Source organism: Paenibacillus sp. p3-SID867, from assembly GCF_025142895.1.
Taxonomy (GTDB): Bacteria; Bacillota; Bacilli; order Paenibacillales; family Paenibacillaceae; genus Paenibacillus_AQ.
Genome location: NZ_JAMBDM010000006.1, coordinates 130,928 through 154,872 on the forward strand (window position 1 = coordinate 130,928; position 23,945 = coordinate 154,872).

At 51.6% G+C, this 23,945-nt stretch carries 18 protein-coding genes; 2 read left to right on the top strand and 16 right to left on the bottom strand.

Annotated elements, in window-relative coordinates:
* Window positions 1–81: 81 nt before the first annotated feature.
* Window positions 82–1,380 carry an alpha-glucosidase/alpha-galactosidase gene (melA, locus tag M4D81_RS14200; RefSeq protein WP_113056501.1) on the bottom strand — a complete coding sequence of 433 codons (1,299 nt, stop codon included), beginning with the start codon at window positions 1,378–1,380 and terminating at the stop codon, window positions 82–84.
* 192 nt (window positions 1,381–1,572) lie between these two features.
* On the opposite strand from melA, the gene M4D81_RS14205 reads away from it, so the two are divergent.
* A complete protein-coding gene (locus M4D81_RS14205; RefSeq protein WP_071223547.1) occupies window positions 1,573–2,457 on the top strand; it encodes a helix-turn-helix transcriptional regulator in 885 nt (294 codons plus the stop codon).
* A gap of 98 nt (window positions 2,458–2,555) precedes the next feature.
* Here the strand turns inward: M4D81_RS14205 and pepT are convergent, their stop codons facing one another.
* From pepT to M4D81_RS14260, 11 genes are all read right to left on the bottom strand, one after another.
* Window positions 2,556–3,788 (bottom strand): peptidase T, encoded by a 1,233-nt coding sequence (gene pepT, locus M4D81_RS14210; protein ID WP_260066967.1) that lies wholly within the window; start codon window positions 3,786–3,788, stop codon window positions 2,556–2,558.
* 144 nt (window positions 3,789–3,932) lie between these two features.
* Window positions 3,933–4,769, bottom strand: a complete 837-nt coding sequence (locus tag M4D81_RS14215) for a MetQ/NlpA family ABC transporter substrate-binding protein (RefSeq protein WP_260066968.1) — start codon at window positions 4,767–4,769, stop codon at window positions 3,933–3,935.
* Window positions 4,770–4,825: 56 nt separating this feature from the next.
* Window positions 4,826–5,524: a methionine ABC transporter permease gene (locus tag M4D81_RS14220; protein ID WP_071223550.1), complete on the bottom strand. Its 699-nt coding sequence runs from the start codon at window positions 5,522–5,524 to the stop codon at window positions 4,826–4,828.
* A gap of 4 nt (window positions 5,525–5,528) precedes the next feature.
* Window positions 5,529–6,278, bottom strand: a complete 750-nt coding sequence (locus M4D81_RS14225; protein ID WP_260066969.1) for a methionine ABC transporter ATP-binding protein — start codon at window positions 6,276–6,278, stop codon at window positions 5,529–5,531.
* Between the two features lie 220 nt (window positions 6,279–6,498).
* Window positions 6,499–8,469, bottom strand: coding sequence for a tetratricopeptide repeat protein (locus tag M4D81_RS14230; protein ID WP_260066970.1), 1,971 nt, complete (start codon window positions 8,467–8,469; stop codon window positions 6,499–6,501).
* A 203-nt stretch (window positions 8,470–8,672) separates the two neighbouring features.
* Complete coding sequence (locus tag M4D81_RS14235; RefSeq protein ID WP_260066971.1) at window positions 8,673–9,173, bottom strand: DUF3995 domain-containing protein; 501 nt, start codon at window positions 9,171–9,173, stop codon at window positions 8,673–8,675.
* Window positions 9,174–9,275: 102 nt separating this feature from the next.
* Window positions 9,276–10,262 carry an ABC transporter ATP-binding protein gene (locus M4D81_RS14240; RefSeq protein WP_260066972.1) on the bottom strand — a complete coding sequence of 329 codons (987 nt, stop codon included), beginning with the start codon at window positions 10,260–10,262 and terminating at the stop codon, window positions 9,276–9,278.
* Between the two features lie 15 nt (window positions 10,263–10,277).
* Window positions 10,278–11,078, bottom strand: a complete 801-nt coding sequence (locus M4D81_RS14245; RefSeq protein ID WP_071223555.1) for an ABC transporter permease — start codon at window positions 11,076–11,078, stop codon at window positions 10,278–10,280.
* On the bottom strand, window positions 11,075–11,851 hold the full coding sequence (locus M4D81_RS14250; RefSeq protein WP_260066973.1) for an ABC transporter permease: 777 nt from the start codon (window positions 11,849–11,851) through the stop codon (window positions 11,075–11,077). Before M4D81_RS14250 ends, M4D81_RS14245 begins: the two co-directional genes overlap by 4 nt.
* A 277-nt stretch (window positions 11,852–12,128) precedes the next feature.
* Window positions 12,129–13,091: a cupin domain-containing protein gene (locus M4D81_RS14255; protein ID WP_260066974.1), complete on the bottom strand. Its 963-nt coding sequence runs from the start codon at window positions 13,089–13,091 to the stop codon at window positions 12,129–12,131.
* A gap of 98 nt (window positions 13,092–13,189) precedes the next feature.
* The gene (locus M4D81_RS14260; RefSeq protein ID WP_220686243.1) at window positions 13,190–14,101 is read right to left on the bottom strand and encodes a LysR family transcriptional regulator; all 912 of its coding nucleotides are present in this window, start codon (window positions 14,099–14,101) and stop codon (window positions 13,190–13,192) included.
* 119 nt (window positions 14,102–14,220) lie between these two features.
* Between M4D81_RS14260 and M4D81_RS14265 the strand changes: the two genes are divergently transcribed.
* Window positions 14,221–15,615: an MFS transporter gene (locus tag M4D81_RS14265; RefSeq protein WP_260066975.1), complete on the top strand. Its 1,395-nt coding sequence runs from the start codon at window positions 14,221–14,223 to the stop codon at window positions 15,613–15,615.
* A gap of 91 nt (window positions 15,616–15,706) precedes the next feature.
* Here M4D81_RS14265 and M4D81_RS14270 read toward each other — a convergent pair whose 3' ends face one another.
* The 4 genes from M4D81_RS14270 to M4D81_RS14285 form a co-directional block, all read right to left on the bottom strand.
* Window positions 15,707–17,566, bottom strand: coding sequence for an ABC transporter ATP-binding protein (locus tag M4D81_RS14270; RefSeq protein ID WP_260066976.1), 1,860 nt, complete (start codon window positions 17,564–17,566; stop codon window positions 15,707–15,709).
* Window positions 17,547–19,289, bottom strand: a complete 1,743-nt coding sequence (locus M4D81_RS14275; protein WP_260066977.1) for an ABC transporter ATP-binding protein — start codon at window positions 19,287–19,289, stop codon at window positions 17,547–17,549. The genes M4D81_RS14270 and M4D81_RS14275 overlap by 20 nt, the downstream gene beginning before the upstream one ends.
* Window positions 19,290–19,568: 279 nt before the next feature.
* The gene (locus tag M4D81_RS14280; protein ID WP_260066978.1) at window positions 19,569–22,874 is read right to left on the bottom strand and encodes an FtsX-like permease family protein; all 3,306 of its coding nucleotides are present in this window, start codon (window positions 22,872–22,874) and stop codon (window positions 19,569–19,571) included.
* A 13-nt stretch (window positions 22,875–22,887) separates the two neighbouring features.
* Complete coding sequence (locus M4D81_RS14285) at window positions 22,888–23,589, bottom strand: ABC transporter ATP-binding protein (RefSeq protein ID WP_071223563.1); 702 nt, start codon at window positions 23,587–23,589, stop codon at window positions 22,888–22,890.
* Window positions 23,590–23,945: the final 356 nt, after the last annotated feature.

Sequence of the window (23,945 nt, forward strand, 5' to 3'; positions counted from 1 at the left end):
ATACCAGAGCGTCTCTCTTTTATGGAATAATATTTCTTTTGCTGCAAAAATTCTGTTGTTTTTGCTTAAGTGGTATCAGCCTTATTGGTATTTAGGGAGCCAGTCTCCATGCGCCTCAATCAGGTCGTCGCACAGGCTCTTGATGTCATCGATGGACAGCTCGGCAGCCGTATGCGGGTCGAGCATCGCCGCATGATAGATATGCTCCTTCTTGCCGGTTGCCGCCGCTTCCAGCGTCAGCAGCTGGGTATTGATATTGGTGCGGTTCAGCGCGGCACATTGCGGAGGCAGATCGCCGACATAGGTCGGGGTTACGCCGCTGGCATCGACCAGACACGGAACCTCAACGCAAGCTTCCTTTGGAAGGTTCGTGATCAGTCCCGTGTTCATCACATTGCCGCCGATTTTGAACGGAACATTGGTCTCGATCGCTTCCAAAATGTAGGAGGCATATTCATGGGAGCGGTTGTGCTTCAGATCCTGGTTGTTGACCAAATCCTCGCGCATCGCCTTCCATCCCTCGATTTGGTTCACACAGCGACGTGGATATTCATCCAGCGGGATATTAAAGCGCTCAATAAGCTCCGGATAGTTACGCTTGATGAAATATGGATGGTACTCGGCGTTATGCTCGGACGACTCCGTAATGTAGTAACCGAAGTTCAGCATCATCTCGAGACGAACCATATCATGATGCTTCTCCTTCTGCTTCTCGGCCGCGCGCTTCTTGATTTCCGGATACAGGTCCACGCCATCCTTCGTTACCTCAAGCAGCCATGCCATATGGTTAATGCCGGCGATTTTGGCCTGCACGCCTTCCTTGTCCATCCCCAGATTATCGAACAGATGCGGAATGCAAGCCTGTACGCTGTGGCACAGACCTACCGTTTGCACGCCGCCCAGCGTGTTCATCGCATTGGTCAGCACCGCCATCGGGTTCGTATAATTCAAGAACAGCGCCTGTGGACAAACTTCCCGCATATCGGCCGCAAAATCCAGCATGACCGGGATGGTGCGGAGATTACGGAAAATCCCGCCGATTCCCACAGTATCCGCAATCGTCTGTCTGAGTCCATACTTCTTCGGAATTTCAAAGTCCGTAATCGTACACGGATCGTATCCTCCGACCTGGATGGCATTGATGACATATTTTGCTCCGCGAAGAGCTTCCTTGCGGTCACTGTATGATTTGACGACACAGGTGCTGCCGCTGGTCTTCTTTATATTATTCAGCATGTTCTCCGAATCTTTCAAACGGATCGGGTCAATATCATACAAAGCAAGTTCAAATCCCTGCAAGGCCGGGGTCTGCATGCAATCCCCCAGGACATTCTTGGCAAATACGGTACTTCCTGCTCCGATAAATGTAATCTTAGACATCAATTAATTCCCTCCCTAAACTCCATGAATTAATACGCTTTCACAAGACTAACTATATGATAATCGGTCTTTTTTGAATATGGAGCAAAACAAGTGCGATATGGACATTTGTTGTTTCATTAGGTAAGCTAACCCTAACTCAACATCTACGATATCGATTGATCTCGCACACGTTTAAGGGGGATAGCGGGCATGTCTATTTTGCCAGACCATACGCTCTACACGATTGGTATGAATCCTTCGCCGGGCGGTCACGACCTGAACATCCTGTTCAGCGGTGAGGGAACTCCCATACCACGCCACAAAATCGGTCCGATCATTCATGATTACTGCCTCATTCATACCGTCTTAACAGGCCAAGGCATCTTCGAGTGTGCCGGCATCGTACATCATTGCCAGGCAGGCGATACCTTCGTGATCCTTCCCGGAGTTCTTTTCAGCTATGAAGCCGATGATCGGAACCCCTGGCACTATAACTGGGTTGCATTACAAGAAAAAGGCACCAAGATGCTGCTGGCCGACATGGGTGTTACGCCGGCTAAGCCGATTATCCACTGCACGGATGAAGCTGAGCTAAGGTCGCTAATCGACATGTACCGTCATCTCCGTCTGGGCTTTAACCAATCGGATCATCCCTGGCTTGAGGATCTTCAGGCTTCCGGGTGGCTCCGATTGCTGCTCCATAAGCTGGCGATGTTAAACCGTGAGCATCTTCCGTCAAACTCCAATGACGTGCCGGATATCGAGCGAGGCGTAAGGCAGACCGAGAGATGGATCTCGACCCAGTATCATCAACAGCTCTCCATTGATCAAATGGCCAAAACGCTCGGCTATCACCGGGCACATCTATCCAAAATGTTCAAACAGCATACAGGCATGTCCCCCATGCAATATCTCATGAAGGTACGTATTGAGAAAGCCAAGTCGCTCATGAAATCATCCTTCTCCATTCATGAGATTGCTTCCTCTGTCGGTTTCAATGATGCACTCTATTTCTCCAAGCAGTTTCGCAAATGGACAGGCATGACCCCAAGCGAGTATAAATACAGCCTGGAGAAAGGCTCTACTAAAGCATGATCTATAGACAGGCAAGATATCTAATGCGGGCCCAAACAAGAGCATACGAAAAAGCTGCCGGCATTCCTGCCGGCAGCTCCTTTTTGAAAAGATTTAACTTAAGCCCGCTCCTCATACAACTGCACGATTTCAATAATCGTTTGAACGGCCAATACCATATTGTCGGCGGATACATACTCATACCGCCCGTGGTAGTTCTCCCCGCCCGTAAAAATATTGGGTGTTGGCAGGCCCATGTACGACAGTTGAGAACCGTCGGTGCCACCGCGGATCGGTTCGATGATCGGCTTGATTTTCAGCTTCTCCATGGCTGTCTGGGCGATGTCGACCACTTCTTTGACCGGCTCGATTTTTTCACGCATATTGTAATACTGATCTTTCATCTGTAGGATGATCCGCTCGGCTCCATACTTGTTTTGAAGCTCCTCTACGATAGAAGCCAGCTTGGCCTTTCTTCCTTCGAAAAGCTCCCGGTCATGATCGCGGATAATATAACGAAGCTCGGTCAGCTCCACGTCACCCTCGATGGAAGTAAGATGATAGAAGCCTTCATAACCTTCGGTATGTTCAGGCGCTTCTTCCGCGGGGAGCATGCTGTTCAGCTCCATGGCGATTTTCGCCGCGTTGACCATTTTGTTTTTGGCCGTTCCGGGATGGACATTCTTCCCTTTGCAAGTGACCAGCGCCGCTGCCGCATTAAAACTTTCGTATTGAAGCTCCCCGAGCGGTCCGCCATCCATCGTATATGCGTATTTAGCCCCAAAGGCCTCCACGTCGAACTTGTGCGGTCCTCTTCCGATCTCCTCGTCCGGCGTAAAAGCAACCCGGATTTTACCGTGCTTCAGTTCCGGGTGTTGGATTAAATAAGCCATCGCCGTCATAATCTCGGCAATTCCCGCTTTATCATCAGCTCCAAGCAAGGTGGTGCCATCCGTTGTAACGAGGGTATGCCCCTTGTAGCCACTCAGCTCCGGAAAATCCCGCGGGGAGAGCACCACATTCTGCGCTCTGTTCAGAATGATGTCTTGTCCGTCATATTGTTCGACGATCTGCGGCTTGACACCGGCGCCCGTAAAATCGGTAGCCGTATCGATATGTGCCAAAAAGCCGATGGTCGGGATTGGTTTATCCGAGTTTGCCGGAAGTGTGGCCATCACATAGCCATTCTCATCCATCGTGACATCCTGCATGCCGATTTCCTTCAGCTCGTCCACCAGCAGCTGACCCAGTGTCAGCTGTCCCGGTGTCGAAGGGCAGGTATTACTGTTCTCGTCTGACTGCGTATCCACTTGTGCATAGGTAATGAGTCTGTCGATTACTTCTTTTTTCATAAATTCTCAACTCCAATACGTATGGGTATGTAAGGTGCACCTCTCAAATCCATGAAGAGTATACCATATTTGGCCGCACTCAAAAAAATAACCGTCCCCCGAAAACCTCGGAAAACGGTTATTGCGAACCATAAAATACGCGCTTTATTCAAAAGCCGGCAGCGCAATCTCGGAGTAGTTATCCTCGAAGAACTTTTTCACTTCCGGGCTGGTCATCGCCTTGGCAAGCTTCTGGATCGGCTCGGAATCCACATTATCTTTACGGGCCACCAGCGTAATGGTGAAATCGGAGTCGTTGCCTTCGGTTACAAGAGCATCTTTCTTAGGGGTAAGTCCCAGCGGTTTCGCGTATGCTGGCGTCATGGCAACCATATCGACGTCGTCGAGCGTACGGGCCAGCATGAGCAGATCCACCTCGGTGAACTTGTATTTATGCGGATTCTCCACGATATCCGCCTGCGTCGCTTGAATGCCGACACCTTCCTTCAGCTTAATCAGGCCGGTCTTCTCGAACATCACCAGGGATCGGCCGATGTTGGAAGGGTCGTTAGGAATCGCTATGCTTGCACCATCCGGAAGCTCTTCGATGGTCTTATATTTTTTGGAGTAGGCTCCAAAAACGGCATTATAGATCGGCGTGACCGGAACCAATTCCGAGCCGTTGTTCGCATTGTACTCTTCCATGTACGGCACATGCTGGAAGAAGTTCGCATCTACCTCTTTATGGGCCAGCGCATTGTTCGGCTGCACATTATCGGACAAGATCTGGATTTCAAGGTTGATGCCTTCTTCCTTCAGCATCGGCTTCACCAGATCAAGCACCTCGGTCATTGGCGGAATGAGCGTTGCAACCTTTAATGTAACTTCTTCCGCGGCATCGGGTGCTGCGCTCTCCGGAGTCTTGTCCTTGGCAGGTTGCTGTCCGCAGCCTGCCAGCACCAGCAAGAGGGTCAGCATCAGCAGCATTAATTTCTTATTCATCGTTTGGTTACCTCCAGTTAAAATATAATCGGTGTGCATGCGTTCAAAAAATAGAATTAAACTTTTCTCTTATCCAGCAGCCTGGATGCCAGGTTCCCGCCGAACTGGATGGACTGTACCAGAATGATCATAATGATGATCGTAAATGACATAAGCTCTCCCTCAAATCGCTGGTACCCGTAACGGATCGCGAAGTCCCCGACGCCACCCCCGCCCACTATCCCCATCACCGTGGAGTACGAGATAAAACTGATCGTGGATGTTGTCAGCCCAAGTACAAGGCCCGAGCGGGCCTCTACATACAGGAATTTGTATATCATCTGGAGTGTGGATGCCCCCATGGAAGCGGCCGCTTCCATCACTTCCTTCGGCACCTCCAGCAAGGATTGCTCTACCAGCCTTGAATAGTAAGCCACCGCAACGACGGATAAAGGCACCGCAGCGGCCAGCGTCCCCAGGGAAGTGCCGACGATCCATCTCGTGACCGGTATCATAATGACAACCAGAAGCAGAAACGGGAATGACCGTATGACGTTAACCAAGGCATTCAAAATGGAGAATAGAAGGCGATTCTCATACTGCTGGCCTTTTCGACACAAAAATAGCAGTGTTCCTACCGGAAGACCCAGTATTATAGCGGCAGCAATCGATATGCCCACCATGATGAACGTCTCGCCAATCGCCCGCCAGATTTCATTCTGATACTGCAGGACATAGGCAAAATAATCACTTAAATATGGAATGATGTCATTCATGGAACTAACAATCCCCCACTTTCCCTGCACCGTCCATTGAAGATCCGGAACCCCGAGAAGTCTCTCCATCGCTTAGCTGATTGCGGTACGTTCTGCTCAGACGTCCGTTCTCCATAACGGACACCTGGTCGCAAATGTCGTTCACCACGTCCATCTCGTGGGAAACGATTACGATGGTTACCCCCAGCGTTCGGTTGATATGCCGGAGCACCTCCAGAATATCCGCGGTTGTCTGGGGATCCAAGGAAGAGGTCGGCTCATCGCACAACAAGACGGTCGGCGAATTGGCTAACGCTCTGGCAATCGCTACCCGCTGCTTCTGCCCGCCGCTTAGCTGAGCCGGATACGACTTCGCTTTATCCTCAAGTCCGACAAAACGCAGAACCTCCTGGACACGATTCGCCCGTTCGATCTTCGGTACCTTTGCGAGCTCAAGCGGCATCGAAACATTGCCCCATACCGTCCGGTTGCTGACCAGCTGGAACAACTGAAAGATCATGCCAATCGATCTTCTTGCCTCCCGAAGCTCCCTGCCCCCAAGGGAGGTCAGCTCCTGACCATTCACCACGACTCGGCCGGAATCCGGTCTCTCCAGTACATTCATGATGCGCAGCAGCGTCGATTTTCCGGCTCCGCTCGTGCCGATGATTCCGTGTATGCTTCCCTCCTCAATATGAAGAGAGACAGCGTCTATCGCCTGATAACGGTCACTGCCGCTGCCAAAGCTTTTACTGACCTCTTGCAGTGAGATCATGATAATCCCCCTCCTTGCACATGAAGAAAGCCCGCTTGGCTATGCAGCCTGCGAGCATGTTATGCTGCAACAACTATTGAATCATACCATAATTTTAGACAAAATGTGACACCACTTCTTGGCGGACTCTAACTTCTTCGTGATCAACGCATCCCTACATGAGCATCGGACTTACAGAGTGAATGCAGGATTACATGATTCTGCTGGTTAAGAGCGGCATTCAGGACAAATAAAGCTGATGCCCATACATGCCCGTTAACCGTTCTACCGCCTTATTCAGCAAACTCTCTTCAAAGCCCTCCAAGCCTTCGATGGCTTGGATTTTATCAGCCGGGGGCATCTCCTTCTGAAGATGCAAGCTCCAGTTCACGATGGCCTGTATGGCGTCTTCATGCTCGAACTGGCTGTAATAAATATGTGCTTTGTACAGATAGCTGTCGGCATGCTCGGGAACCAGCCTCAGTACCTCGTCAAAAGCAGCCAATGCCGCATCCTCTTCCTGATCCTTGTAATAAATCTGTCCCAGTCTGAAATAAGCGCCCGGATGACCCGGCGAAAGCTCCAGCACTTGTAGTGTATCTTCCTTCGCCCGCGCAAAATCCGCCATCGAATAGTAGATTCCGCTTCGCAGGCTGTAGAGGCTGCCTTGCCCGGGGTTCAAACTGAGTCCTTGAGCGCAGTCCGCTAATCCCCGTTCCAGCTGTCCGGTCTCCACAAAGCAAACGGCACGAAACTCGTAAAATCTCGGATTCGACGGATGCGCCTGGATCGCCTGGGAATAAGCATCGATGGCGAGATCCCACATGCCCATCTCCTTATAGATATGCCCGCTGGCCGCCAAATACGTCGGATGCTCGGAGAAGGACTCCTCCTGCTTAACTGCTTCCTGCAGTTCAAGCAGCGCTTCCTCATTGCGTCCCTGAAGATAGAGCACATAACTCAGCTTATTGCGGATTTCAGTCCCGTCCTGAAGCGCGGCTGCTTCCTTCAGAGCCTGCTCCGCAGATGGCAGATCATTCATCTCCATGTAAATATCGGCGCGCTGCACATAGTTCGGTGCATCATCATTCTCAAGCTTAAGCAGCTTGTCATTGATCGCCAGCGCCTCCTCCTGACGACCCAGCCGGTAATAGCAGTCGGCCATCCAATAGCAGGCCAGCGGGGAGTCCGGCTGTCTTGCATACAACTTCGAAATCAGCTCGTAGGCCTGATCCTCCAGACCATCCTCGCGATAAATCCGGGCCATGTCGAAATACGCGCGGTAATCGTCCGGCGCCGCTTCAATCGCCCATGCCAAATCCGCTTTAGCTGCATTTTTGTTACCGGAACGGTTGAAGACCTCCGCTCTCTTTAAGTAAAGCTCGTATGAATCCGGATACCGCTCAATGGCCTCCGACAGATAGTGCTCGGCCTGTCCCATGTCCCCAAGCTGCACGTACAGGTCCGCCATAGATTTCCGAAAGGAATACGCCTCCCGCATTTGCCGCTGAAACGTCTGAAATGCACCGTAGCTGTAGTTTGTGCTGCCTGCAAACAGCGCATATCCGCCATCCGCTTCCGCTTCATACCGATCGGCCAGCTGGATTCCCTCCTGCAGAACACCCACGGCTTCCTGCACATGATCCATTAGATCCAGGGATACGGACAGCATGTAATAATACATCGGGATGGCGCGTTCCGGCTCCTGGATGCTTAGGCGAAAATAGTGCGCCGCTTCCGCCGGATTGCCGCTCTCGTAAAAGGTCATGCCCAGCTCATAATAAGTCGAAATAACCGTGCTCCTGTCCTCTCTTTTAATGCTTTCCTTCAGATCGCGGATCGCCTCTTCATATTGATTCAAATCTTTGTGGGCAATCCCCCGGGTATACCAATTCATATAATTGTCGGCATTCAACCGAATCGCTTCATTTAGATCCTCAATGGCCTCGCGCTCCCGGTTCAGCTCACGCAAAATATGAGCTCGCCGCTCATAAGCGCGATGGCTTCCGCTCGTATCGATCACACGCCCCAAATAAGCTACGGCCTCTTCCGAATGGCCGCTGTTGTGCAGCAGCTCCGCATAGTGCAGCTTATCATTGAAACTGGTAATGGCACTTTCGCCTTTTCTCATATATTTAAGGGCTTGTTCAAAATCCCGCTTCTTTCTGTAATGATTACCGATACGGAACCAGATCCGCTTCATCAACTTCATGGTGGCTCATCCTTTATATGTAGATGTTATTCTTGGGCTCGTATGATCAGAGCAGAGTTTTCCTTCCTCTATCTCTATATTATACTTCCTCTATGTCCATTTGCACCCAAATTAAAAAGGAACCGTGCAGGCTCCTCTTTAGGTGTGTATCCTATTATATTGTACAAGGTTACCAAAAATGTCCAACGAAAGAAATACATGCGTTATTTAGTGAAACGATTTGATTTATTCTGCTTACGAACTTTTCCCGCATAGTATGCTGCTGCACCCAGTGAAATTCCCCAGATCAGAAAGAGCGCGTACCAGAAGTATCCCCACACCGCCATGGGGCTTGCATCTTGAACGGCATACATGGGGGCCGATTGAACGCGGCCGACCGCCAACAAATACTGCATGATGAAGTAAGTGAATCCCCATAATGACAGCAAAACAGAACCGATGGCAGCTGGTATAATTAGCAACCATTTCGGTAAGCGCAGCCCCCACGGTCTGGCAAAAGCAAGCGCGAATACGGCTGCCAATAATGCCAGGGTACCCATTCCCCAGTAACCGATCACGTGCGTCCAAAAATCATCAGGCGCTTCCTGGAAATCCCCCGGGAATGCAAACCCGATGCCAAGTCCCCACCAATAATGGGGGAGGGCATACATAACAGCGGCAAAACAAGCCGTATACCCGGCTTTCTTCATTCTTGAATGATTCATGTCAATCACCTCAAGCTCATCATACTTAACGAAAAGAGCATTCAGATGACTTGTAGTTTAAGTTTAGTTTAAATATGCGGTGGAACCCGCTCTTGACTCTGTTCAGTACACCTTATGAATCACATCTTCGAAATCAGGATCTTCCATATCGATATCATCCAGCTCGCCCCAGCGGCCCAGCTCTTTAAAAATATCAAGCGTATTCATCTCGCGGCGATTCACCTCAATGGTGACGGTGTTATCCAGCGTGCTTGTCACCCGAATCGGGACGGTAAAAGCCTCTTCGCCTAAAAATTCCTCGGGAATTACAAAAGGACCGCGGAAAGTGACGGTAATCACGGTAGGCAGCCCGATGGTGTCTCGTAATGACTTTACCGTTCCATCATAAGACAGCTCGCCGTTGTTAATGACCATCACGCGATTGCACAGCTGTTCGATATCATCCATGTCATGCGTCGTGAGCAGTATGGTCTTGCCGAATTGCTCGTTGATCAGCTTGAGAAAATGGCGGATGTTCCGTTTGGCGTTTACGTCCAGACCGATCGTCGGCTCATCCAGGAACAGCACGTCCGGATCATGCAGCATCGCGGCGGCGAGGTCGGCGCGCATGCGCTGCCCGAGCGACAGCTTGCGTACAGGCGTTTCCCAGAACGCCTGTAAATCCAGCAATTCGGCAAACTGTCCGAGTCTGCGCTCCTTGTCCGCCTGATCCACGCTGTACATTTTAGCCAAAATATCGTAGGAATCCTTCACCGGCAGGTCCCACCACAGCTGGCTCCGCTGACCGAATACAACGCCCAGGTTGTTCACGACGCTGCGCCGCTCCTTGTGCGGATTCATGCCTCCGATCGATACGTGACCCGAGGTCGGGTGGAGAATGCCGGTTAGCATTTTGATGGTGGTGGATTTGCCGGCCCCGTTCGGTCCGATGTAACCGACGAATTCCCCCTGCTCCACTTGAAAGCTGATTCCCTTCACGGCTTCCTTCGTCCGGTATTCTCTCGTAAACAGGGTTCGCAGCCCGGAGAAGCGCCCCTCCTTCACAACCGGCGTTTTGAATTCCTTGCGTATGTCGTGGACTTCAATCATTGACACATTCCTCCTTTAGCTCCCTGTACTTTGATATTTGGTCAAACCAAACTGCCAGAATTTCAGACTTAAGAAGAGACATACCAGAGCCGCTCCAGCCAATGCGGGCAGCACCCAAACGCCGAGCTCGCCCCGCAGTATGTATAAGGACGGGATGTAATTGACTAAACCGACCGGGACCACGATCAGCAGGATCGACGACATCCATTTGGGATACAGCGTGAGCGGATACTGGGCTGCCGTCCGGGCCGCGTCCTCCGTAATATTTTGAAGCTCGGTGATCCGGGTCGTCCAAAAACCGAACGTGGCGGTCGCGAGTCCGATCGAGAACAGGATGACGGCCCCCGTGACGATAATGTACAGCGATTGCGGCACCGCGCTCCATCCGACTTGCCCTGCCGCCATCATGCCATGCAGCGACCACCAGAGCAGAAAACCGCCCTGCAGCACTTCGCCCAGCATAATCCGGAATTTCTGCGGCATGAGCGCCAGCAGTACCGGCATGGGACGAGTCAGCAGCTGGTCAAGCTCCCCGTTGACCAGATAGTGTTCAAGATGGTGCACTTCATCCGCAAACGTCCGGTAGAGCGTCTTCGATAAGGTCATAACAGCAAACAAATACCCGATTTCATGCATGGACCACCCCTGAATGGCCCCAAATTTGTAAAGCACGATAGCAACCATAAGAAATTCAGAAATTTGGATCAGCGCCGCCAGAAACGAAGCCAGGATAAAATTGAATTTGTACTGCATGCGGCTTTTGATGCTGGTGCGGATCAGCAGCGCATACAGAGATAGCCAGGATCTCGTGGTCATCCTCCTTGCACCTCCACTTTCCGTCTTAGGAAGCCTGTTGCCAGCAGGCTGGCCATCGTGAGCAGCACGCACCACAAGAGCGTCCCCCATAGATAGGAAACGTCATCAAAACCCAGATAGATTCGGGTCGGCACATAGAGCAAATACGGATAAGGCGACCACCAGGCCATCGTCTGAAGCCAGCCCGGCAGCCATTCAATCGGAATGAAGAAGCCTGCAAGAAGATTGATCATCGCATGGTTGCCCCAATACAACCAGGACGATTCCGTTGTCCATAATGCGGATGCGCCGATGAGATAGTTGATGCAGATCGATAAATAAGCGGCTCCTGCAAGCGCAATGGCAACATAGAGGAAGGTAGTTGCTTTTCCGGGTAAATGCAGCGAGAAGGCAAAGTAATACACCAGGTAGATCGGGATTGATTTGTAAACGAATTGGTAGGCGATTTGCCCCCATTCCTTGGCCATCAAATGACTGAACAAATGAACGGGACGCATCAAATCCAGAGAAATATGGCCGGTTCGCACGGCTTGGGGAATGCCGAGGCCATTCGTGACGAAACTGGAAACCCAGAGCGCAGCTTGTGTAAAGGCGATATAACCGACCATTCCCTGCGTTCCGTAATCTCCGAGTGCGTAGTCTGCACCGAGACCGATCCAGATACAGGCATACATGAAGCCAAACATCGCGCTGGCGATATTGTGCACCATGTGTGCGCCGCGGTACTGCAAATTGCGGGCATAGGCTTTGGAAGCCAATGTGAAATAAAGCATGAAGCACCTCCGATAAGCATTTTAGATGGCGGACCCATCCACTTCAGACAAGGCGAAAATGAGAGAAGGACAATAGCATACCAGAACGTTCCAGATCAGGCAAGGCTTTTTTCGGAAGGAAAATATACGGACGATCCGGGATACAAAAAGAAGCCTTCTTCTCCGGGGGGTTGGTTTCAAAAGAAACCACCAAGGGAGTTTGAAGACTTCGGAGTCGTCACTAAATGATCAGGCTCATCATCTTATACCGCTTGCAACAGACGGCAAGCTTATGCTGTCACTGGCCCTCTCGCTCAATTTCCGTATCGGGTTCAGGACCACGGCTAGAGACTGGCTCTGGATCCGGGCTCGTTCTGTACAGATACTGAAGCTGCTGGAACGGCTGCGGCTGGAAGAATGACGATTGCTGATGTGCCTGCTGCGAATAGGTTACCGGTTGCGCATAGGGTGCCGGTTGCGCATAGGATGGCGAGAAGGAAGCTTGCGGTGGATACGATGGCGACTGTGAATAAGGGGAATACGATGGGGAAACGCCGTACTGCTGCATCCTCGCTTGTTGATAATTGTATGGATACGATGGATATGATGGATATGATGGCGGTGGTGCATATCCATAATAGCTAGGCGGCGAAGGTTGCTGTGCGTTAAACGGAAATGGCTGGCCAAACGGCTGCCGCTGAATCGATTCAACGTAGGGGGCATGTTCGTCCCGCTTGCCGCAGCCCGGCGGTGGCCCCAATATGACCGTTTCCTTCAGCGGAGCAACCGCTTTGGCGTAATCCTCCTCATTCACGCAGTATGCGATATGCAAGATCTCCTTGGGAATATGCCTAAGGAAGTCCGATCCATATACGATATCCGGCGTCGGCTTATCAAATATAGTCAGAATATGGGCTTTGTCGCTCAGCGTCAGAATCCAGTGGAACCAGCCTTTTGGTAACATCGATACCTGTCCCGGTTTTAGCTTGTAGGTCATCAGCTTCTGGGTGAAGGGATTAAATACGGAAGTCAGCACTTCGCCGCTGATGACAAACACCAGCTCATCGACATTCGTATGCCAATGAGGCTGGATGATAATTCCTTTGGTCATATGAACGTTGAAGAATCCTGTGGCAATGGCCGGCATCTGGTTTTCAAACACCTGGGTTATGTAATTTCCCGCATCGCGTTTATAGTTCAAAGTGTCGTTCGAGTCCGCAAACAGCTTCAAATTCGGAGATGTCAGTACTGGATCCAGCATCGTATTCCTCCCTTGAAAGTTCTTGATCTATCTGTATGCGTAGATGGCCCGGCCTATGTAGAAGGGGATCGCCGGGACAGGAAAAAAGACGTGATCTGTCAGATCACGTCCCTATGCATCATCGGCTCCTGAAACTCGCCGAAATAGTCTACCAGGAATGACTGGAATTCTCTTGCGGCCTTGGACAAATATCGCTGCTCCAGCCACGCTAGAGTGAAGGTACGGTAGCAGGAAGGTTTCTCGATACGCACCATCGCGTACGGCGGCTCTTCATCCCCTTTGCACCCGGGTACAAATGCGGCTCCAAGCCCGGCGGCCACCAGACTTCCCAAAGCGGCAGGTTCATCCACTTCACAGACGACATCCCGGCTGATCCCGGCCAATCGGCAGAACTCCTCATTCATTTTACGGAACGGGTGGCCTTCCTTGTATTCGATGAAGGCTTCCCCCGCAACGTCCTGAAGGGAAATGCTCTTCCTGCCCGCCAATCGATGACCGTGGGGTACCGCCAAGAACACCTCGGCATGGAGCACCGGGATTTCCCTAAACTTGTCATCATCCAATGCCGCAGCCGCAAAGCATAAATCGACTTCACCATTCTCCAGCATCTGCACCATCTCCATCATCGAGTCAGGCGGAATCTGGATAATGCGGAAATTCACATCAGGATATCGCGCACGGAAAGCTCCCAATGCTTTGGACAGCCGAGGCAGTGCCGTCGTTGCAATGCGGATGCTGCCCCGCTCCATACCTGCCAAATCCGACACCTCTCTCTTCCCTTCCTCAAGCGCTGATAATGCCGTATCTACGCTTTTCAGAAAAGCCTTCCCGAATGAATTGAGCTTGATTTGCCGATTCTGCCGATCGAACAGCTGTACTCCCAAATCTTCCTCTAACCTGGCAATCGTCTTGCTGAGCGCAGGCTGGGCAATTCGGAGTTCCTTCGCAGCCTTGGTCATATGCTCCATTCTGGCCACCGTCTGAAAATAATGCAACTGAAGCAGTTCCACGATGTTCTTCCTCCTTTATTGATACCCTTGAGTATATGAATGCATGTCATAATATATATTTTTATTTATTAACTATCGATTGTAGAATAAATCGTAACCAAAGGAAAGGGGGAAATCACATGAACGAACATCAGCAACAACCACCATCTGCTGAAAAATTAATACGCATTCTGGCCTTTACGATGATTCTCTCATCGATGAGCGCAACGATGTTTAATATCGTGCTTCCGGAAATCAGCAAGCAATTCCAGCTTTCCTTTGCCCAGGTCAGCTGGGTATCGTCGATTTACATGCTGATTTATGCCATAGGCTCTGTCCTATATGGAAAATTGGCCGACACCTATAAACTCAAAAATCTGCTCACTTTCGGTTTGCTTCTCTTCCTAGTCGGTTCTATTGCAGGATTGTCGGCACAAGCCTACTGGATGGTGCTGCTGGGGCGGATCCTCCAGGCTGCGGGGGCAGCCGTCATTCCGGCAACCGCCATGATCATTCCCGTTCGCTATTTCCCTGCGGAAAGCCGGGGCCGCGCGCTCGGCATAACCGCCACCGGACTCGCTATAGGAAGTGCGATTGGGCCGGTTGTCTCGGCTCTGATCGTCAGCGTGTTCCACTGGAGATGGCTCTTCTGCATCCCGCTGTTGATCCTTGTTACCTTGCCGCTGTACCGCAAATATTTGGGCAATGAACAAGGTCAGGGTGGACGAATCGATTGGCTCGGCGGCGGTCTTCTCGCCGGAACGGTTGCGCTGCTGCTCCTTGCGGTGACGCAGAGTGGATGGATATTCGGCGTAGGCAGCTTCATGCTGTTCCTGTTGTTCCTCCTGCGCATTCGATCGGCTAAAGAGCCTTTTGTCCAGCCCCGTTTATTCAGCAACAAAAGCTATTCGGTGGGTCTGGTCCTCGGCATATTCATCATGAGTGTCGGTTACGCCCTGCCTTTTCTTACTCCGCAGCTGCTGGCGGATATTAACGGTTTGGCTCCGGGATGGATCGGATTTGTTATGGTGCCGGGAGCCGTCGCTGCGGCCATACTCGGCGGAAGAGGCGGCAAGCTCGCGGATACCAAAGGAACGCGTTATCTGTTCTATACAGCGTCCACCCTGCTTCTGCTCTGTTTCGCCCTGTTGTCCACCTTCGCGGGCGTATCGCCATACCTCATTGCGCTGATTCTGGTCTTTGGCAATGTAGGTCAAATATTTATGCAAATCTCGCTCTCCAAGACCATCTCATTGTCGCTGCCCAAAGAGCAAGCCGGTGTCGGGATGGGATTGTTCTCGCTGCTTAACTTCCTGTCCGGCGCGATCGCCACGGGGGTGTACGGCAAAGCCGTCGATCTTGGCGCCGGGAGCTCCTGGAATCCGCTGAACCTGTTCCAGGGTGCCTCCACCTACAGCAACATCTATATCGTCCTGGTTGCCTTGCAAGCTGGAGTTCTTCTACTGTTCATGCTGCAATTTGGCAAAGCCGCGGGGCAGCGTAAACTGCGGCTTCAAACTACGAGCTCTAAATAAGACAAGAACAAGAGATATTCAACAAGCTTAAAAGGAAAAACCACCGGAGTAAATTGGCTTCTTTAGCCTCTCCGGTGGTTCTAATTCTATGTTACATAGCCGCTCGTTTCAGCTGGCCGTAATACAGGTCGCTGTAGAATCCTCCCTGCTTCAGCAGCTCATCATGGGAGCCCTGCTCTAGTAAGCGTCCATCCTTGAGCACCAGGATGCGGTCCGCCGAGCGGATCGTGTTTAGACGGTGGGCAATGACAAAGCTCGTCCGCCCTTTCATCAATCGCTGCAATCCTTCCTGGATTTTGATTTCCGTTACGGTATCGATGCTGCTTGTCGCTTCATCCAGCACCAGCATGGAAGGGTTGGCCAGAATCGCCCTCGCGATTGCAAGCAGCTGCTTCTGTCCTTGACTGATGCCGCTGCCGTCAGGCTTGAGTTTCTTGTCATAACCATCCTTCATCCGCACGATAAACGAGTGGGCGTTGGCCAATTTCGCGGCTTCTTCCACTTCCTCATCGGTGGCATCCAGCCGTCCGAAGCGGATATTCTCACGGATCGTGCCCTGGAAGAGGAAGGAATCCTGCAGCACAAAAGCCATCTGCGCGCGCAGACTCTCCCTGCGAATCGAAGAAATATCCCGCCCGTCTAGGGTAATCCTTCCACTGTCCGGATCGTAAAACCGGGAGAGCAGCTGAATTAACGTCGTTTTCCCCGCACCGGTCGGACCGACCAGCGCAATCATCTCGCCGGGTTTCGCTTCAAAGCTGATTCCTTCCAGTGTGTCTCCGTCTTTCTCATAAGAAAACGAGACGTTGTCGAACTTCACCGCGCCCTCCACGCTCTTCAGCGTGACAGCAGCCCCTTCGTCCTTCGCTTCAACCTCTTCATCCAGCACCTCGAAAACGCGTTCCGCCCCCGCAATGGCAGACAGCAGCGTATTCCATTGGTTCGCGAGATCATTCAGCGGTCTCGTAAACTGCCTTGCATAACTCTCAAATATAATGATGACGCCGATCGTAATATGCCCCTGAATCGCCATGATGCCGCCGATGCCTGCTACGATCGCAAAGCTCAAGTTGTTGAGCCCGTTCATCAGCTTCGGTATGAAGCCTGATATGCTCTGCGCCCAGAAGCCCGACAGACGAATCCGTTGATTGCGCTCATCGAATTCGCGGACAACCCGTTCTTCCTGGGAAAATGCCTTAATAATCCGCTGCCCCGACAGCGTTTCTTCAATATACCCGTTCAGATCCCCCAGGTTGCGTTGACGCTCCTTAAACAAGGGTCCGGTCCGCCGGGTAATCCAGCGCATCCCCATCATCATCAGAGGCACGACCAGGAATGTCAGCAGCGTAAGGAGCGGACTAAGCCATAACATGACGGTTAATGTGCCGATTAAGGTCAACACGCTCGAGAAGATTTGAATGGCTGAGCTGTTGAGCGTTGAACTCACGTTCTCGATATCATTTGTCAGACGGCTCATGATCTCGCCCTGCTGGCGCTTGCCGTAAAACGGGATCGGAAGCCGGTGCAGATGCGTGAACAGATCCATCCGCATCCGGTACACCGTCTCTTGGGCGATGCCGATCATCCAGACGTTGTGCAGCCAAGTGGTTAAAGCCTGAAGAACATAGACGGCGGCCAAGCCAACGAGAAAATACAACCATGCCGCGTCGATGGAGCTGTCCGGATTACGCACATCATCCAGAAATCTATCCACGCCGACGCCAAGCAGATAGGGACCCAGCAATGCAAGGCCCGAGCTGATCAACACCATCAGCAGCACGAGTGCGAGCTTGCCTTTGCGGCGGGCGAGATAAGCCCATATTCTGGAGAGGGTGCCCGACCAGTTTTTGGCCTTGGCCTTTGGCTTGCCCCCCTGGCCGCCATCCTTATTCTTGCCAAGATCAATCTTCGGTCTTGGATGACGAAACGGTTCAGTGAATGCCTTGAGCATGCTGCTGCGCCTCCTCTCCGTATTGGGATTCATAGATGCGTCGATATAGAGAGGAATTTTCCATCAAATCTTCGTGGTTCCCTTTTCCAATCAAACGTCCGTCGTCCAGCAGCAGAATCAAATCAGCCGAAGTGGTCGAGCTGATCTTCTGCGTAATCAAAAACGTCGTACAGGACAAATCCTTCAGGGCATCCAGCAGAGCGCCTTCCGTTCGGACGTCAAGGGCGCTGGTGCTGTCGTCCAGAATAAGGATGGCGGGCTTTCGCACAAGCGCCCGCGCAATGGACAAGCGCTGCTTCTGTCCGCCAGACAAGTTGACCCCGCGCTGGCCCAGCATCGTGTCATAACCGTTAGGCAGACGGTCAATGGTATCGTGGATTTGCGCTCTGCGCGCCGCTTCTTTAATTTCCTCCATGGAAGCATCCTCGCGTCCCCAGGCAATGTTCTCCCGGACCGTACCGGAGAAGAGCAGCACTTCCTGCGGCACATAACCGATGCTGCTGCGCAGATTTACCTCATCGATCGATCCGGCGTCCATTCCGTCTACGCGTACTGTTCCCTTCTCTTCCTCGTAAAGCCGTGGAATCAGCTGTACTAATGAAGACTTGCCGGAACCAGTTGCTCCCATAATCGCGATCCGCTCTCCGGGCCTCGCTTCAAAGGAAATATCCGTCAGCACGTCGATGTCGCTGCCCGGATAGCTAAAGCTCACTTGCTCGAACTTCACGCCGCCTTGAATCTGAACCTTTTTATTCTTATCCTTGGCCGCGCTTGCTGCATCCTCTTCCGTATTTAACACCTCTTGTGTCCGCTGTGCGGAAGCGCGTCCCCGGGAGAAGGCAACGACAACCCAGGACAGGGCGGACATGGCACCAATACAACGCAGGGAATAATTGACTACGGCAACCACTTCGCCGACGCTGGCACTGCCGGACGCGATGTCTTTGCGGCCGAACCACAGAACCGCCATGATCCCTGCATTCATTATGAGAAGAATAAACGGCATCGTTGTCTCCGTTAATCGCAAGGTCGAGACCGTGGTGCTCATCAGCTTGCCAGAGGTACGGGCAAAGCGTTCAATTTCGTGTCCCATCCGTACGAATACGCGTATCAACCGAATCCCAGTCAGATTCTCCTGAATGACGCCGTTTACCGCATCCAGTCGCTGCTGTACATGGCGGAACGCGTCCGCTGCCCGCTTCATAATCCAAGCGATAAAAATAAACAATAATGGCACGGTAAGGACAAGCAGCAAGCCCAGCTTCACATTCACCACCAATGCCATGATGATGCTTCCCAGCACAACGAGCGGAACGCGCGTCATAAACCGCAATCCCATGAACACCGTATCCTGAATCTGGGTGACGTCACCCGTAAGTCTGGTAATCAAAGATGAGGTAGCAAACCGGTTAAATATCGAATAAGAGAAAGACTGCACCTTTTCATACAGCTGATCCCGCAGATCATAGCCGAGTCCCTGACTCGTATGCGCCGCAAAAAAAGAGCTGGATATTCCCGCTATAAAGGCAATAATAGCGCTTCCAGTTAAAACGGCTCCCCACATCCAGACAACGGATAAATCCTGTTTCTGTATGCCGTCGTCAATGATTTTAGAGATGAGCAGCGGCTGAATCAGCTCAACGGTGAGCTCAATCAGCATCATGACCAGTGCCGCAATCGCTGCGACGCGGTACTTTTTCAAGATCGAGAAAACCATTCCCATAAGCATTCCTCCGAGGCTGAAGACCTTTATCATGTTCATACATCAATTACCCACGGGCCTTCATGTAGTAGCAATATTAGTTCGTACAAGAGCTCGATATGTCTATTATAATATATTTTCTCCTAGAACTTACCGACTGATTAAAAAATCACAGTAATTCACATTCCAAAACGCAACTCCTGGCTTGTATAGGAAGCTTTGCAAAGGAGATGAAAAAAAGAGCCTATTCTTCAGGATTGTCTCCTCTCGAATAGGGCTCTCTTGTTGAAACATATAGAGCTATTCCACCGATTTCAGCGCTTCAATCATATCAATCCGCTTTAGCTTGTAATGCATGGAGGCCATCACAATGGCCGAGAACAACAGCGTCAGCAGTGCCGCATAGCCGTAACTGATTCCATGGATCGCGGGACTGAACATCATCGCATCTACCTCTGCGGTTAGTAGCACGAACCGGTGCAGGAACACGCCACACAGACTGCCCGCTATAATCCCCAGCACGGTCAGAATCATATTTTCGCGATAGATGTACATGGTTACTTCCTTATCATAGAAGCCAAGCACCTTGATCGTTGACAGCTCCCGTATCCGCTCGGATACGTTAATATTCGTCAGATTGTACAGCACGACAAACGCAAGTGCCGCAGCAGATACAATCAGGACAACCACCACGACGTTCATGCTGTCCATCGTGTCACTGAAGGCATCGCTTACTCCGCTCGTGAAGCTGACCATCGCCACCCGCTGGCTTGCGGTTAACGATTCTCCAAGCTGGTCTTCCCACTCCGGATTGTGACCGTGGTTGTCATACGTCAGCAATTGACTGTTCACTTCCGGTCCTGCATCAAAAATCTCTTCGTAATACAGCGGCGTCATATAGACGTAGTGCATAGCATAGTTCTCCGTTATCCCGGCTACACGTATTTCAAAGGGATCGTTGTCGCTGTTCTGTACGGTGAAAGTACTGCCGATCTTGAGATCAAACAGTTTGGCGAGCTTCTCGGTAATGATCGCACCGCCATCTGTCAGTGACAGCATCTGCTCCTGCCCACGGGATTTCAGGACGATAAACGAATCGATCTCCTCTGGAGATTGCGGCACGAACAAGCTCACATCCTGAGTGTTCACCCCGGGGGCGGCCGCAGTCATCGCCTCTTGCGTCACATTTAAAATCCCCGTAATCTCCGGCGTTTCCGCAATGCGCTTGCTATAATCCTCCAGCATGCCGCTATCGCCGTTATCGTCTTGAAATACAACAGTCGCCTGATGCTGCATAATCTTTCCGTATTGCAGCGGCGCGATATCCCCGATGGAATCCTTGAGACCGAAACCGGTCAGTATCAGGGCCGTGCAGCCGGCAACGCCGCAAACGGTCATAAACATCCGCTGCTTGTAGCGGAACAAATTACGGGCGGTGACTTTTCCAATAAAGCCGAGCCGGTTCCACACCCAAGGAACTCGCTCCAGCCATATGCGGGATCCGTTCTTTGGGGCTCTGGGGCGCATCAGGACCGAAGCGTTGCTTCGAAGTTCCACCCGCGTCGCCACATAAGCGGTCATGGTCGTACAGAGCACGGCCACGATGATCGAGATGATGCTGTAGCTGAGATAAAATCGCGTTCTCACATCCGGCAGGTTGTATAAAGCGCCGTAAGCATCATAGATAATAGCGGGAAACAAGGTGAAGCCGATAGCCAGTCCGGCTGCTGAGGCCGCAACACTGGCCAGCGTCGAATACACCAGGAATTTTTTCATCACATCCCGATTGCTGTATCCGAGTGCTTTCAAGGTTCCGATCTGCAGCCGCTGCTCCTCAACCATCCGAGTCATCGTTGTCAGGCTGACGAGGGCGGCGATCAGGAAAAAGAAAACCGGGAATGCCGTTGCAATGGAAGATAAGCGGTCCGCATTATCGCTGTACTCGGTATAGCCCGGATTGACGCTGCGGTCCATGACGTAGACTTTGGGCAGCTCAAGCTGATCCAGTTCCTTCTGTCCCTCCGCCACTTCCTTCTCGCCATCGGCGATTTCTCGCTCAGCCTTTGCTTTTTCTTCATTAAATTTCTTTAGACCCTCCTGGTATTTCTCCTGTCCTTGGCTAAGCTCCGCGAGTTTGGCCTCCCCTGCCTGCTTAGCAGCAGCAAGCTCCTCCGTTCCTTGCTTCAACGAAGCTTCACCCTGCACGAGCTGACGCTCGGCTTCCCGAAGCTTGGCCTCACCTTCTTTTAGTTGTGCCCGGCTTGCATCCAGCTTCTGCTGAGCGTGATCCATCTGTTGCGAAGCTGCGTTTAAACCGCTCTGGAACGCAGAAGCAGCCTTTTGCAAAGCAGCTCCATCCAATGCTCCCTCCATGTAACCCGCAGTGGCTGCTCCCAGCTTCGGATCTGCTGCCTGAGCCGCTGAAAGCAGCTCTTGCCTCTGTTCTTCCGGTATGTCTTTCGGATCTAAACCGGAGATTTGCTGCAGCGCCTTCGCCAATTGCTGCCCTTGTGCCAGCTTTGGCGCAAGCTCCAACTTTTGTTGATCCAGTTGACTTTGACCTGTCTTAAGCTGGGACTGTCCCTGTTCCAACTGCTGATGATTCCGCTTCAGCTCCGCTCTGCCCTGGGCAAGCTTTCTTGCCGCGGCATCCAGCTTGGCTTGTCCCTGTGCCAGCTCGGTTTGAAGTTTATTCACGCCATCGCGGTAGGATTGCTCTCCTTCATTCAGCTTGATTTTCGCTTCCTTTAACTCCTGCTCCGCATCGGTCAGCTGCTTCCTGGCATCCTTGATTTTGTCCAGGGCCTCATTCAGCTTCTTCTGCCCCTCGGCACGAATCTCTGCCAGCCGCTCCCGGGGCATGGTCTTCAGTGCCAGTTCTACCGCTTCTTTGTGCCGTTTGATCTTCTCGTCATACTCAGGCGTATAGGGAGCTGATTCAGCGGTGTCCTGGAAGGTCAGGTAGGCTTCCGTATATACAGGTAGTTTAAAGTCCTGCTCCGATATAACGGCGAACACATCCGCAGTCCCCTTGCCGATGCCGCTCGTTCCCCGGCTCATGCTGCTGATGAACAGCGGACTCTTCGCCCTTCCCACGACCGTATAAGTGAGGTGGTCAAACGTTTTCTTGAGATTGACTTCCTCATCCGGATTGGTAAAGGTAATCTGATCCCCCAGTTTAAATTCGTTCCCCCGATCTCCCGCGTCGATGACGATCTCTCCTGCGGCCTCCGGCATTCGACCTTCTGTAAGCACGTATTGATTCAGATTATTTCCTGGGTCATAGGAGAGGACCTTCGCGATCCGCCCGCTGTCACCGAGAAATACGTCTGCACTATAGCCAGGTTGAACCTCATCCACTCCGGCAATCAACTTCAGCTTCTCGATATCGCTTTGTTCGAGACCCAAGGTGGACTGAACCTTAAGATCCATCAGCTTTAAATCGCTATAATAGTGATCCGCTGTGTCCAGCATATCCGGACCCGTAGCTTTTATCCCCGCAAAAAAACCGACACCGAGCATAATAATGGCAAAAATGGACAGAAACCGAGCTTTTGTCCGCGATATTTCCCGGAAAATATCAGTCCACAACGCTCTTTTCTTCATAATATGTGTCTCCCTACCACTCGATGTTGTCTACAGAAACGGGGTTCGGATTTAAAACCATGTTTCGGACCTTGGCATTGTTGATCTCGATGACCCGATCCGCCATCGGCGTCAGGGCAGAATTATGCGTAATGACGATAACCGTCGTTCCGGTATGGCGGCAAGTGTCTTGGAGCAGCTTAAGCACCTGCTTCCCCGTATGATAATCAAGCGCACCCGTGGGTTCATCGCAGAGAAGCAGCTTCGGCTGCTTGGCGAGTGCCCTGGCAATCGCTACCCGCTGCTGTTCTCCGCCGGACAGCTGTGCCGGAAAATTGTTCAGACGATTACCCAGGCCGACATCCCGCAATACTTGCTCCGCGTCCAGGGCCCGAGGAGAAATCTGCGAAGCCAACTCCACATTTTCTTTTGTCGTCAGATTGGGAACAAGGTTATAAAATTGAAACACAAATCCGACGTCATTGCGCCGATAGCCGGTCAACTCCTTGCTGTTAAACCTTGCAATATCCGTTCCATCCACGAGTACTTGTCCCTCATCCGCCGTATCCATGCCGCCCAATATATTCAGCACCGTGGATTTGCCTGCACCGCTGGGACCGACAATGATCGCAAACTCGCCTTTTTCAATCTCCAGGTTGATTCCATCATTGGCTACAATCGTGGTCTCTCCCATTCGGTAGCGCTTATATTCATCCTTCATGCTCACAAAAGCCATGTGTACCCCACTCCCAACTCATGGTTGCAATATCGGCTTAAATCGTTATGTAAACTAATGTAACCCAAAAGAGGGCTTATCCGGTGCTTAAGCCGGAGCGCCGTTCACCGTGATTGGATACGAACTTCGGCATCTGTCGTGACTGTGCTAAACCTCTTGTTTGTGTCTTTACCGTTGTTAGACTCCTTGTTTTCTGACGTTCATTCAATGAAATGATCCTTTAAAATCAGTGTAGCACAAACAAATCGGCCAAAGAAAACGCAGCCACCCCCGCGGGTGGCAATGTCACAGAATGTTCCAAATTCGAAATAGCCCGAGCAGCACAAAAAAACGCTTCTTCGCCTGGGAAGAAGCGC

Bases quoted from the DNA above. Each gene is read 5' to 3' on its own strand.
- melA (WP_113056501.1), bottom strand. From the start codon at position 1,380: ATGTCTAAGATTACATTTATCGGAGCAGGAAGTACCGTATTTGCCAAG.
- M4D81_RS14205 (WP_071223547.1), top strand. From the start codon at position 1,573: ATGTCTATTTTGCCAGACCATACGCTCTACACGATTGGTATGAATCCT.
- pepT (WP_260066967.1), bottom strand. From the start codon at position 3,788: ATGAAAAAAGAAGTAATCGACAGACTCATTACCTATGCACAAGTGGAT.
- M4D81_RS14215 (WP_260066968.1), bottom strand. From the start codon at position 4,769: ATGAATAAGAAATTAATGCTGCTGATGCTGACCCTCTTGCTGGTGCTG.
- M4D81_RS14220 (WP_071223550.1), bottom strand. From the start codon at position 5,524: ATGAATGACATCATTCCATATTTAAGTGATTATTTTGCCTATGTCCTG.
- M4D81_RS14225 (WP_260066969.1), bottom strand. From the start codon at position 6,278: ATGATCTCACTGCAAGAGGTCAGTAAAAGCTTTGGCAGCGGCAGTGAC.
- M4D81_RS14230 (WP_260066970.1), bottom strand. From the start codon at position 8,469: ATGAAGTTGATGAAGCGGATCTGGTTCCGTATCGGTAATCATTACAGA.
- M4D81_RS14235 (WP_260066971.1), bottom strand. From the start codon at position 9,173: ATGAATCATTCAAGAATGAAGAAAGCCGGGTATACGGCTTGTTTTGCC.
- M4D81_RS14240 (WP_260066972.1), bottom strand. From the start codon at position 10,262: ATGATTGAAGTCCACGACATACGCAAGGAATTCAAAACGCCGGTTGTG.
- M4D81_RS14245 (WP_071223555.1), bottom strand. From the start codon at position 11,078: ATGACCACGAGATCCTGGCTATCTCTGTATGCGCTGCTGATCCGCACC.
- M4D81_RS14250 (WP_260066973.1), bottom strand. From the start codon at position 11,851: ATGCTTTATTTCACATTGGCTTCCAAAGCCTATGCCCGCAATTTGCAG.
- M4D81_RS14255 (WP_260066974.1), bottom strand. From the start codon at position 13,091: ATGCTGGATCCAGTACTGACATCTCCGAATTTGAAGCTGTTTGCGGAC.
- M4D81_RS14265 (WP_260066975.1), top strand. From the start codon at position 14,221: ATGAACGAACATCAGCAACAACCACCATCTGCTGAAAAATTAATACGC.
- M4D81_RS14270 (WP_260066976.1), bottom strand. From the start codon at position 17,566: ATGCTCAAGGCATTCACTGAACCGTTTCGTCATCCAAGACCGAAGATT.
- M4D81_RS14275 (WP_260066977.1), bottom strand. From the start codon at position 19,289: ATGGGAATGGTTTTCTCGATCTTGAAAAAGTACCGCGTCGCAGCGATT.
- M4D81_RS14280 (WP_260066978.1), bottom strand. From the start codon at position 22,874: ATGAAGAAAAGAGCGTTGTGGACTGATATTTTCCGGGAAATATCGCGG.
- M4D81_RS14285 (WP_071223563.1), bottom strand. From the start codon at position 23,589: ATGGCTTTTGTGAGCATGAAGGATGAATATAAGCGCTACCGAATGGGA.